The 12,460-nt window shown below is 46.8% G+C and carries 10 protein-coding genes; 4 read left to right on the top strand and 6 right to left on the bottom strand.

Features of this window, described 5'->3' with window-relative positions; genetic code table 11:
- Window positions 1–216: 216 nt before the first annotated feature.
- Both LEPBO_RS42955 and gyrA read right to left on the bottom strand, forming a co-directional pair.
- A complete protein-coding gene (locus tag LEPBO_RS42955) occupies window positions 217–408 on the bottom strand; it encodes a hypothetical protein (RefSeq protein ID WP_148668929.1) in 192 nt (63 codons plus the stop codon).
- An 11-nt stretch (window positions 409–419) separates the two neighbouring features.
- Complete coding sequence (gene gyrA / locus LEPBO_RS0117315) at window positions 420–2,996, bottom strand: DNA gyrase subunit A (RefSeq protein ID WP_017288824.1); 2,577 nt, start codon at window positions 2,994–2,996, stop codon at window positions 420–422.
- Window positions 2,997–3,154: 158 nt separating this feature from the next.
- Between gyrA and LEPBO_RS0117320 the strand changes: the two genes are divergently transcribed.
- The 3 genes from LEPBO_RS0117320 to LEPBO_RS42390 all read left to right on the top strand — a co-directional run bounded on the left by LEPBO_RS0117320 (window position 3,155) and on the right by LEPBO_RS42390 (window position 7,351).
- Window positions 3,155–3,553, top strand: a complete 399-nt coding sequence (locus LEPBO_RS0117320; RefSeq protein ID WP_017288825.1) for a response regulator — start codon at window positions 3,155–3,157, stop codon at window positions 3,551–3,553.
- A 279-nt stretch (window positions 3,554–3,832) separates the two neighbouring features.
- Complete coding sequence (locus tag LEPBO_RS37400) at window positions 3,833–4,888, top strand: nSTAND1 domain-containing NTPase (protein WP_051077804.1); 1,056 nt, start codon at window positions 3,833–3,835, stop codon at window positions 4,886–4,888.
- A gap of 6 nt (window positions 4,889–4,894) precedes the next feature.
- Entirely contained in the window at window positions 4,895–7,351 is a 2,457-nt protein-coding gene (locus LEPBO_RS42390) for an AAA family ATPase (RefSeq protein WP_017288827.1), read from the top strand.
- 42 nt (window positions 7,352–7,393) lie between these two features.
- Here LEPBO_RS42390 and LEPBO_RS0117335 read toward each other — a convergent pair whose 3' ends face one another.
- The 3 genes from LEPBO_RS0117335 to sipA form a co-directional block, all read right to left on the bottom strand.
- A complete protein-coding gene (locus LEPBO_RS0117335) occupies window positions 7,394–8,698 on the bottom strand; it encodes a DUF58 domain-containing protein (protein WP_017288828.1) in 1,305 nt (434 codons plus the stop codon).
- A gap of 3 nt (window positions 8,699–8,701) precedes the next feature.
- A complete protein-coding gene (locus LEPBO_RS0117340; RefSeq protein WP_017288829.1) occupies window positions 8,702–9,652 on the bottom strand; it encodes an AAA family ATPase in 951 nt (316 codons plus the stop codon).
- Between the two features lie 79 nt (window positions 9,653–9,731).
- A complete protein-coding gene (gene sipA / locus LEPBO_RS0117345) occupies window positions 9,732–9,950 on the bottom strand; it encodes a regulatory protein SipA (protein ID WP_017288830.1) in 219 nt (72 codons plus the stop codon).
- Between the two features lie 173 nt (window positions 9,951–10,123).
- Here sipA and trxB point away from each other — a divergent pair, with 173 nt between their 5' ends.
- On the top strand, window positions 10,124–11,491 hold the full coding sequence (gene trxB / locus LEPBO_RS0117350; RefSeq protein WP_017288831.1) for a thioredoxin-disulfide reductase: 1,368 nt from the start codon (window positions 10,124–10,126) through the stop codon (window positions 11,489–11,491).
- 327 nt (window positions 11,492–11,818) lie between these two features.
- Here trxB and scpB read toward each other — a convergent pair whose 3' ends face one another.
- Window positions 11,819–12,457: an SMC-Scp complex subunit ScpB gene (gene scpB, locus LEPBO_RS37405; RefSeq protein ID WP_017288833.1), complete on the bottom strand. Its 639-nt coding sequence runs from the start codon at window positions 12,455–12,457 to the stop codon at window positions 11,819–11,821.
- Between the last annotated feature and the right edge of the window lie 3 nt (window positions 12,458–12,460).

Below are 12,460 nucleotides of genomic sequence, written 5' to 3' on the forward strand. Positions count from 1 at the left end.
GTAATTTGATCAATAGCGAAAAGTCGTAGCTTTGCACTATTGATTGAATAATATTGATGATCCATTAAAGGATTGATTCGTCTCTATTTGATATTACGAGATAGCTGTCTTAAAAAAAACTTGAAGAGTATAGAAAACCCCATACCTTACCATAGGTTTCATTCGCTTCAAGTCCTTAATAATTGAGTGGATTCGACCCTAACAACTCGAAATTTTCTATATAAAGTCCGACTGAAACCGAAAAGACAAACTCGGCTCTGCTGACCATTGTTCTCTTGCAGGACGAGTCTGGTTTGTGTCATCTCGATCGACAAATTGAGCCTTTTGGCACAGGTTCAGCAAGACTTGCCGAACTCGTGCCAGGACAAGTTGGAATAACAATATCGGGAGATTCGGAGCAGCGTTCAATCGAGCGACGATTATTCGTTCTCTTCTTCGCTACCAAACAACACAGGTAGACTCACATGGGTAATCCGTTCTGTTTTCGCCAATTTGACAACTCGATCGCCGCGTTCATCTTTTGCTCTCAGTTCCAAACGATCGACATCGATCCGCGCTAAGTGATTTTCATTTGTCAATAAGAACACTAATGCTTGAGGCAGCACCGCCACGATTCCGGCGACTAAATCGGTCTTGTTGTTGAAATGGAACGATTGAGTTCCAAGCTCTCCAGTACTGGCGCGACGCATCGCTGAGACTTCCATATGTTTTGCATAGCCCTGCTCGGAAATCATCAGGAAGGTATCATCTTCGTTCGCGATCGCCCATCCAACAATCCGCTCTTTCTTGCCCACGCGCATTCCGGTTTGACCTTGAGAAGTCCGGCTTGCTACTGGAACCTGCAAATCATTGACTTCAAAGCGTAAGACTCGCCCACTTGAAGTTGCTAACATCACCTGCTCACCCACTTGAACTGGGTTAGCAGCTAAGAGTTGATCCCCTTCTTTGAGTTTCAGTGCAGTTAAGCCTCGCCCGGTAATATCCGCAAATTCAGATAGCGGTAGACGTTTAATCTTGCCTTGCTCGGTTAGAAGTAGAACAAATTGATCGTCTAGAACTTCTGGCAGCATAAAGGTTGCCGCGATCGCATCGGGTTCTGCTTGCGCCGCAGGAGGTAACAACGTCACAAGGGGCGAACCTTTTGCTTTATTGTTATTCGCTTGCGGAATGTCTCGAACTTTCAACGTAAAGGCTTTTCCATTGCGAGTAAAGACAACCAGCGTTTTACCTGTGGTTGTAAAGTCAGTTTGAGTTGCAAAATCATCTCCGTCTTCTAAGTCTTTGGTGACGGTATCATCATTGCGAGTTTTGCTTAGGCGATCGTAGGTTTTCGGGGTCATGCGCCGCACATAGCCCCGCTGAGTTACTTCTACAACGGTATCTTGCTCTTCTTCCTCAAACTCAAAGGCTAAATTGACCGATTTTGCAGCAGTCGTCGCTTCATCTTTATCTTTGACTTCCATCGCTGCAACTTCAGTGGAAGAAAGGATTTTAGTGCGACGATCGTCTCCGTATTTCTTCTTCAACGCCCGCAGATCTTTCTTCAATGCTTTGAGCAATTCTTTACGATCGCTAAGCAGCTTGTGCAACTCATCCATTTTTGCCAGCAGCTCATCATACTCGGTTTGTAAGCTTTGCCGCTCCATTCCGGTGAGCCGACGTAGTGGCATCGACAGAATGGCATCTGCTTGTCGATCGCTCAAGTCTAAGCGCTCTTGCAGTTGAATCTTCGCAGTTCCTCCATCGGGTGCATTTCTTAAAATATCAATTACATCATCCAAATTCGCTAGCGCTTTTAAGCGACCTTCGACCACATGAAGCTGGCTATCGGCTTGATCGTATTCATGACGATATTGCCGCGTTAAAGTAGTTTCGCGGAAGTCTAAGAACGCTTGCAGCATTTGTCGGAGGGACATTTGCTTCGGTTGTCCGTTCTCAAGCGCGAGTAAAATTACTCCGAAATTGTTCTGTAAGGGGGTTTGACGATACAGGAAATTGAGAATTTTTTGAGGATTCGCATCGCGACGTAGTTCAATCACGACGCGAATACCTTCGCGATCGCTTTCATCGCGCAGATCGCCAATCCCTTCGATTTTGCCAGTGTTGACTAATTCGGCAATTTTCTCAATCAAGCCAGCTTTGTTGACCTGATACGGTAATTCGGTAATGACGATCGCACTTCTACGATGCTTCCCTCGTCCGGTTTGAATTTCTTCTAAGTTTGCAATTCCCCGAATCGGAACACTGCCCCGTCCGGTTAAGTAAGCTTCTCGAATTCCATTCGTATCAATGATTTCCCCACCTGTCGGAAAATCGGGTCCTGGAATCAACTTGAGCAGTTCTTCATCTGAAAGCGTGGGTCGATCGATTAAGGCAATCAATCCTTCGACCACTTCACCCATATTATGCGGCGGAATATTCGTTGCCATTCCAACTGCAATTCCTGAACTCCCATTCAGCAGCAGGATCGGGAGTTGGGCAGGTAAAACGGTTGGCTCTTGCTGTGAATTATCAAAGTTCCCAATAAAATCGACGGTTGATTCGCCAATTTCTGTGAGTAAGGCTTCGTTCCCGATCGCGGAGAGTCGCGTTTCGGTATATCGCATTGCCGCAGGCGGATCGTTATCAACGGAGCCGAAGTTTCCGTGCCCCCCAAGTAGCGGATAGCGGCTGGAAAAATCTTGAACTAATCGAACTAACGCATCATAAACAGCTTGGTCGCCATGCGGGTGATATTTACCGAGTACGTCCCCGACGACACGGGCGCATTTCCGATAAGGGCGATCGGGAGTTAATCCCAATTCATGCATTGCGTATAAAATACGACGATGGACAGGTTTTAAGCCATCGCGCACATCGGGTAGTGCTCGCCCAACGATGACGCTCATGGCATATTCCAAATAAGACTGCTGCATTTCTGTATGTAACGCAGTCGGGATGACTTGTCCACTTGGAAGAATGTTTAACTGTTCTGATTGAGTTCGCGTCCGCGCCATGAGCCTACTTGTCCTGCTGAATTTTACAAACTATATGCGGAAATGATCGGTTCGGTGATTTAATTTGATCGCTGTCCTGAAAATACTAATACAGTTGCGTTATCTTACAATCGTTTTATTGTGCCGTATCCAGCATCTTGTCGTAAGAGGAATTTGATATGCAAACCGTCCTAATTGTGGAGGATGATCTGACAAATGCTAGAGTCTTTTCCAAAATTCTGACAAAACGCGGAGGTCTAGCGGTCAAACATACTGAAAATGTAGATGAAGTGATTGAGATTGCCCAGTCCGGCGAGGCAGACATTATCCTCATGGATGTCTCTCTCTCTCGTAGTATGTACCAAGGCAAAGCAATGAATGGAATTCAGCTAACTCAGTTGCTCAAGGCAGATGAGAAGACTGCAAGCTTGCCGATTATCTTGGTCACCGCTCACGCCATGGAAGGCGATCGCGAAAATTTCCTCAAACAAAGTGGTGCAGATGGCTATATCTCGAAGCCAGTCGTCGATCATCAAGCCTTTGTCGATCAGATTATGGAACTGCTGCCGGGGGCGTAGCGGCATAACATTTGCCTCAAAGGTTTGCATACATTAGTACTATTTTAGCGCGATTTTGGCAAGGATTTGGCTGAAAATTCTTGAAAGTGGAGCGACATAAACTAATCTCAGCCGATTGGGATCTGTTGTAAATGCAAAAACAGATCTGCCTTGGCATTTTTCGACAGAACGTGGAAAATACGGAGGGATGTCATGTAATGCATGATTTGATATCCGTAAATCCATAGCCCGGACACGATTATGTCTTCTCAGACGAATTGCCCTTTTCTTGCAGATAGAATGCTTACCGAGCGTAAGTTCTTTGTAGGAAGGCGAGATCAGATTCGATTTATTCTGTCGCGGATGACGAATGACCAGCCAACAAGTGTCAATGTGGTTGGAGATCGGCGTGTCGGAAAATCCTCACTGCTCTATCACATTTATCAAAGTTATGAAGAGCAGGTAACAGCATACGGGCGACGAGCAGAAGAATTTGTCGTTGTCTATCTATCACTTCGAGATGGAAACTGTCGGAAACCAGAAGACTTTTATCAGGCGGTAGCTGATCAACTGCTTCAGCGGCAGAGAGTTTTATCAAACCCGATTTTGGCTCAACCGTTACAGCAGAGCCAATTGAATGGAAGCAAGTTTTTTCGGGCAATGGATGCTTGGAAGCAAGCGAAAGTGCTGCCTGTCGTGTGTTTGGATAATTTTGAGGAACTGCTTGATCCTGAAAGTCAGTTTGATGATGGATTTTATGACAACTTGAGGGCGCTTCAGGGACGGAGTGAGATCATGCTGATTATTGCATCTCGGCGCAAGTTGCGGGAATACAAGCAGAAGGGGCGTACTTCAGAATTTTTTAATGTGTCACAGACAGAAGTGTTGCAGGATCTTTCTGAGTCAGAAGCGCAGGATCTGGTGCGATTGCCGGATACACAAAATCCTGCATTGAGTGAGGAGCGACAGCAATTAGCTCTCAAGTGGGCAGACCGACATCCCTATCTATTGCAGTTAGCAGCCCTGTATTTGTGGGAAGCACGACAGTTTGACAAATCAAATGAGTGGGCGCAACGGCGATTTGAAGAGGACGCGCGAGGAGTGCCGAGGCGGGTGAATCCAGCGAGAATGGTGTTTATGGGAATCGGGCGACTGGGGCAATGGGGACAGCAGTTAGGCGATACAGCCGATGACTGGGGAAATTTTTTGAAGGGAATGGTGACGCTCGTGCTGTTGGGTCTGGCATTAACGGGGGTTGTGAAGTGGAGCAATTTTGGCAGCTTTATGCAGGATTTTGCAGGAGAGATTTTGAAGAATATGCAGACGCAGCCAGATCAAAAGGGTGAAGGGAAGTAGAAGATAATGAATCAGCTTTGGCAGTATGTTCGAGAGTGCATTCAACTCTTTCACTGGGTTTATTTTCAGCCGTTTACTTTTGTCAGAAAGCTGCGAGAAATCCATCCTGATTTAGAGCCGACTACAAATCCCTTTTCGTTAAGAGCGGAGTTTGTAGAGTTCCCAAACTTGAAAAGATATGCTGAGCAGATCGGTTGGCTGACCATGCTCACGCCCATCCTCGCTGCACTCGTAGTCGCTCCGATTTATTCATTCTTCTCAGACACTCCCTTTGATTTTTTGCGAAGTGGTCAGGTTTTACTAGGGTGGATTGTAGGTGTGTGGATTGCTAAAGGCGAGTTTCCATCCCTTCAGAAATGGCTCAATTATCTTTTTTACGGATTTGCCATATTCGTAGTTGCGTATGGAATTAGTGAACAATTTAAGCTCGAAATTTTCACAGCACTTTTGAATGCTCTTCCAGTTTTAAAGCAAGGAGTCAGCGCGATCGCGCCTTTCTACTTGTTCGCGTTTGGTATCGTATTTGGTGTCGCTTTTGGTGTCGTATTTGGTGTCGCTTTTGGTATCATGGTTGGTGTCGCATTTGGTGTCGCGTTTGGTGTCGCGTTTGGTGTCGCGTTTGGTGTCGCTAGTGGTATCGTGGTTGGTGTCGCTAGTGGTATCGTGGTTGGTGTCGCTAGTGGTATCGTGGTTGGTGTCACGTTTGGTGTCGCTAGTGGTGTCACGTTCGGTGTCGCTAGTGGTGTCACGTTCGGTGTCGCTAGTGGTATCGTGGTTGGTGTCGCGTGGATCTTGGGTGCAATCCGAGCCTATTTCTGGATACCAGAATTCGTCTGGATGTTGGGATTGGGGCTTTTTGCTCGTAATGCCCATGTGAGTGCTTCAACCTTACGGTTCTTACCACCGTACTTTGATCAATTGATTTACTTTCCGCTCCCTTTTCTGTCCGAACTCATTGTCGAAGCCCATCGGACAAACCCTGTTGCGGCTGAGTCTACGATCGACTATCTCATCAACTCCACAACACAACAAAAAGCAGCAATCAATGCAATGCAGGGGATTGCGTTAGATACTCTCAGTCGATGCAAATATGCCACTGATATTACGCAAGCTTCTCTCATACTCGACTGGATTCCTCGGAATGAAGAAGACTTTGGGGCTGTTTTGCTCCAATTGATTGATCTGAGCCAAAGTATTCGCACTGCTTACGATGGAACAACTCCCTACCGTAAACTTGAATTGCTCGATCAGCCAATCGCCGAACTCACGAAACTTCAGAAAAAACTCGCAACTCAAGAATTTGCGAAAGACGCAACTTTATACGGTTCTATCGTTGAGCAATGGCTGACGATTCTTCAAGATAGCCGCATCGCCTTTGCAGAAGCTGCCTCTCAATCTCCTGAAATCCCTGATCGGTATCTTGCAGGCAATGCACTCGATCCCCTGAGCGCGAAAGGGCGGTTTAAAGGTCGTCAAGAGCTATTTCGTGAGATTGAAAACATTTCTCTCTCTGCCCAACCACCCGTTCTCCTACTCTACGGCAGACGGCGTACCGGCAAAACTTCCACACTGAACTATCTCCCAGAAAAAGTCAGTGGCGATCTGATCCCACTCTTTGTAGACTTCCAAGGCGCTTCCAGTTTCCAAACTTTTGAGAGTATTGCTGAATGGATCGCAGAGGAAATTCAGAAAAGCGCTCGGCTCTCTCGAAACGTCATTCTCCCCGCAATTGATGCCAAAGAGATCGCCCGTGATCCCTTTGCTGCACTTTTGCAATGGATGGCAAAAATCGAACGGCTTGTCCCCTCGAAACGTTTTCTGCTCTGTCTAGATGAGTTTGAGCGACTCGAAGAAGCGATCGCAGCAAATAATAACAATCGAGCACCGCTCAACTTCCTTCGCTACGTCATGCAAAATCGTCGCCAGTGGGTGCTTCTATTTAGTGGTTCTCATCGTCTCAGCGAACTGAATCCCTACTGGAGCGATTGCTTAATCAGCACCCAAACTCTGCCTCTAACTTATCTTTCTCCAACCGAAACTCGCGAACTGATTCAACAGCCTGTTCCCGATTTTCCAGATATCTACGAACTCGAAGCTGTCGATGCCATTAGTAATCTCACCCACGGGCAGCCCTATCTGGTTCAATTAACGTGTTCGCAAGTTGTCGATCGTCTGAATCAAGAAATTCTCGCTGACCAGCCTCATCGCAAAGCGACTGCAAAGGATGTACAGCTTATCATTCCAAAGGTTCTAGAACGAGGTGAAGGTTATTTCAATGAATTTTGGCAAACTCAAACGCCAGAACAACAAGCCATTCTGAAATTAATCGTTCAAGGGGAGCACATTACTCAACCGACTCATATACTAGACAAGTTCATTCAAGCAGAGATTTTACATAAACAAGCTGAACAGTATATTTTTCAAGTTCCGCTAATTCATCACTATATAAACTCTCTGGGTTAGCTGAGGAGAACTTGCAGGAGATATTCGATTCTCACACAAGATCTACAATTGATTTTTGAGTTTGAGTTGCAAATAGCGATCGACTAATTCATTAGTGATTTGATTCGCAGGCGCATCTAAAACTAAAACGCCTCGCTGCTTCAACGTACTAAATGCCATCTGCCTCTGAGCGATTAAATCCAATGCCACTGCCCTTTCATAGGTTGCAGGCAGATCTTCAGTAACGGTATGAGCTTGTTGATCGACTTGTGGGTCGCGCAAGGTGACACAGAAGGGTAAGTATCTTGGCGTTAATCGTCCCAATGCAGCAAGCAATTCCGAAGACGCAGTATTGTCAACAATATCGGTAATGACGACAACTAAAGCACGTCGGGTTTGTTGATTGACGAGCGTTGTCACTGCACCGAGATAATCTGGTTCTAGCATCTCTGGTTGAATCGGAGTTAACCGCTCGATCAGATGATTGAGATGAGCTTGCCCGCGTTCGGGTGGAATCCAGGTTTGAACTTGACGATCGAATACTCCGACTCCGACTCGATCTCCCCGATGCAATCCTGCCAGAGCCAAAGCTAAAGTTGCATTCAGTCCCCAGTCAAATCGCGTCAATCCCTTTACTTGCGAAGTCATTAACCGACCGCGATCGAGCAAAATAATCAACGTTTGCTCTTGTTCTGGTTCCAACACTCGAACTAAAGGTTGTCCGCGTCTCGCTGTTGCTTTCCAATCAATGAAGCGTGGATCATCTCCAATCCCATATTCTCGAAGCTCTGAAAATTCGGTTCCAATTCCCATTCTTCGAGCGCGACGCATTGAGCCAGACGATTCTAGCGTTAGGCGAATTGAGAGCGATCGCAATCCCATCAAATCTGGATAGACAGCGACTTTCTGTTCTTGCGGAATCTGCCAATTGTGCCAAGCTAAACGCCAAGGGCTTAACTGCCGAACTTGAATGTCTTTCCAAATGTACTCGCCTCTCTCACTGGGATGAACCGTGTAAGAAAGCTGTTGCGAAGTATTTGGAGGTAACTTTGCCGCTAAAGGCATCGAAGAGATGCCAAATGAGATCGGATATTTGTCATAAATCCGCACCTCTGCCGTTGTCTTGCCTGCTTCAACCGAGAGACTGACTAAGTTGTCTCGCCCGATCGATAAGCGCGATGCGACCTGCCGTTCGATTTTGACTCGATGCGGCTTGACGCGCCAGCCATCCCAAATCGTTAAAGCCAAAACAATCAAGTCAAACAGCAACATTCCCAAAATCGCCAAAGCGGGATTAAAGAAGAATGCAATGACCGCGATCGCACCACCCAGCAATAACAATCCGTAAGTTCGACGTGAAGGCAGCATAAGTTAACGAGGCACAGCAACTTGATTGAGGACAGCATTGATCACCGCTTCGACTCCAATCCCGTCTAACTGGGCTTCAGGACGCAGAATCAGACGATGACGCAATAGAGGAGATGCAACAGCTTTAATGTCATCCGGTGTGACATAGCTGCGCCCAGACAGCCAAGCTTGAGCCTTACTGACATTGAGCCATGCGACTGCCGATCGCGGCGATGCTCCTAAAACTAAGTCTGGATGTTGCCGAGTCTTTTGAACCACTGCGAGTAAATAATCCAGAACACTCTCTTCGACTTTGAGCGATCGAATTTCCCGTCTCGCCTGCAAAATTTGCTCGACAGATGCAACGGGCTGAATATTATCTAAATCCAATCGCTTACCCTGAAAACCTGCTTGATGATTGAGCAGCATTTTCTTCTCGGCAACCGGATCTGGATAGACCGCCATTAACTTGAATAAAAAGCGATCGAGTTGTGCCTCTGGCAGCGGATACGTGCCTTCAAATTCCAGCGAGTTCTGAGTCGCAATTACCCAGAAGAAATCAGGCAACGGTAAACTCTCACCGTCTAAGGTGACTTGCTGTTCTTCCATTGCTTCGAGCAATGCTGATTGAGTCTTGGGCGGGGTTCGATTGATTTCATCCGCGAGAAGAATCTCAGTAAAAACGGGTCCTTTTTTCAGCAAAAAGCTGCGAGTATTGAGGTCAAAAATATTCGTACCGAGAATGTCAGAAGGCAGAATATCAGGCGTAAGTTGCACACGTCGAAACTGCGATCGCACTAACTTTGCCATCACTTTGACAGTTAATGTTTTTCCAGTTCCAGGCACGCCTTCTAAGATCACATGACCGCCTGAAAGCAACGCAACCAAAAGCTGCTGGATGAGGGCACTTTGACCAACCACAATCTGATCAAGGCTCTGTCTCAGTTTAGAAAATGTTGTTTGCAGGTCGGACATAGGCGGATGGGGTAACTATGAGCACAACCATCTTAGTGCGGAAGTTTGGGTTTGGATAATTTAATGAGGAGTGGGGAGGTTATTCTGCGTTTGCTTCTAGGTATTGGCTGTCTAGCAGAAATGCTCCTTTCTCGAATCTCACACCCCAGTAGCCACCGGGTCGGCGATCGAGCACGGTTCCTTCATCCCCGACCTGCAAAATATCCGCCGGACGCAGCATCGGCATTGGATCAGCCGACTTCAAATAAGGCGGCAAAGAAATCAAACGAACCTTTGCACCGATCGTAAATTCTTTCATGACACCGAATCTCTGATATCTGCCAATCGAGCATAGCCTTTAAAGCGATCGACATCCTACTTCCCATTCCCTCACTCCCTACTCCCCACCCCTTTTTCCAACAAAATTATTCGATTTCTTCCAAACTTTAGGGTATACTACTCATAGTCGTTATGAGTTTGTGTAAAAGTCTTATGGCAAACCCCACTGTCGAAAATTTAGTCATTATTGGCTCAGGTCCTGCTGGCTATACGGCAGCGATTTATGCAGGACGCGCCAACCTCAAACCCTTAGTTTTTGAAGGCTTTCAGGCGGGCGGGCTTCCAGGAGGTCAGCTAATGACGACAACTGAAGTTGAAAACTTCCCTGGTTTTCCGCAAGGCATCACTGGCCCGCAACTCATGACCCAGATGAAAGCGCAGGCTGAGCGTTGGGGTGCAGAACTGGTTACAGAAGATGTCTTATCTGTTGATTTCTCAACTCGCCCATTCAAGATTCGCGCCGAAACACGAGAGGTTGAAGCGCACAGTGTCGTAATTGCGACAGGAGCAACCGCAAAACGCTTAGGCTTACCGAGCGAGCATGAATTCTGGAGCCGTGGAATTTCGGCTTGTGCAATCTGTGATGGTGCAACCCCGATCTTTAGAGGTGTCCCTCTCGTGGTGATTGGTGGCGGCGATACTGCTGCCGAGGAAGCAATTTATCTGACAAAGTATGGCGATCATGTGAATCTCTTGGTGCGAAGCGATGTGATGCGCGCTTCAAAAGCGATGCAAGATCGAGTCCTGAGCAATCCTCGCATTACGGTTCACTGGAATTCAGAAGCGATCGATGTTGTCGGCGATGAGAAGCACATGACGGGTGTAAAAATTCGCAATCGTCAAACAGGCGAAGAAAGCATCATCGAAGCGAAAGGCTTGTTCTATGCGATCGGACACACTCCCAATACAGCTTTGTTTAAGGGTCAAATCGAACTCGATGAAGTAGGCTACATCAAAACGCATGGTTCTGTCGAAACCAATTTGGAAGGAGTCTACGCAGCAGGCGACGTGCAAGATCACGAGTTTCGGCAAGCGATTACCGCTGCAGGAACGGGCTGTATGGCAGCGATGTTGGCAGAGCGCTGGTTATCCGCCAATGGCTTAGTGCAAGAATTTGAGCGCATTGAAGCGGATGTTCCCAACGAAGAAAATACGGCGCATCCAGCTTCTGAACAAGTGATCGAATTCAGTTTGGAACATACTCGCCATGTCGGTGGCTTAGCGTTGCGGAAGTTGTATCACGAAAGCGATCGCTTAATCTTGGTCAAGTATGCTTCTCCAAGTTGTGGTCCTTGTCACACGCTCAAGCCAATTTTGAATAAAGTTGTCGATGAGTTCGATGGCAAAATCCACTATGTCGAAATTGACATTGAGGAAGATCCCGAAATTGCAGAAGCAGCAGGCGTGATGGGAACTCCGACCATTCATCTTTTCAAAAATAAAGACAAGGTGGCAGAAGTCAAAGGTGTCAAGCAAAAGAGCCAATATCGTGAATTGATTACCACTCATATCACCGATTAAAGACTTGGCATATCAATGCTGAAATTCAAAAGCTCCGGGTTTTTCAAAAAACTCGGAGCTTTTGCGTCTGGTGAAGTCAAAACTCGCTTTAGAGGATGTTTGCAACGTATCAACAGGTTTCTCACTTCGTTCTAGCTCGCCCTGGAATGGAATTCCAAGGCTAACGGTGCTAAGTCCACTAAAGGGACTGAAGATCTGATTCTGCTTGGCTGTTAGTCCCTTTAGTGGACTTTGTTCAACTAGCCCGGAATTCCATTCCAGGGCGGGGGAACGCGATGAACGATACGTTGCAAACATCCTCTCAGAGATGCTTCGATCGTACACATCTCAACCAACAGAACTAACTTCCACCTCATTAGGCTCTTCCAGCACAGAGTTCTCTGAAACTTTCTTCACGGTCTCTGGCGCAACAGATTCCTCGATGATAGAGTCTTCTGAAACCTTCTCTACGGTCTCTGCCGCAACAGATTCCTCGGGTTTCGGCTTCTTCTGAATCAACTGCCCAATATCTTGATTAATCTGAAAATACTGATGGAACTTATCTGTCACCTGTACTAACGACGATCGACCATCTGAATTTTTCCGTTTCCGCACAAATCCCAATTCCACCAGTTCAGGAATATGTTGATAGACTCCCGATCCCCGAATTTCAACTAATTCTGTCTGGCTGATCGGGCCTTTCAGGGCAATCACCGCCAAAGTCCTCAGCGCCCCAACTCCCAAATCTGCTGGAATCAGCGCATTAATCAAATTCTGATACGTTTCGCGAAGTTGCAAACTGTACCCTGAATCTGTTTCAGCGATTTCCAGTGCCCCGTCGCGGTGAGCATAATCCGACATCAACTCCATCAATCCCTCTTCGGTGGTTTGCCGATCGAATCCTGCTAATTCAGCGAGTTGCGCGATCGTCATCGGTTGCGCTTTGAGATAAAGAATTGCTTCAAGCGTAGTGGTCAGACGAGTCATGAG

The sequence above is a fragment of the Leptolyngbya boryana PCC 6306 genome (genome assembly GCF_000353285.1).
GTDB classification, from domain to species: domain Bacteria; phylum Cyanobacteriota; class Cyanobacteriia; order Leptolyngbyales; family Leptolyngbyaceae; genus Leptolyngbya; species Leptolyngbya boryana.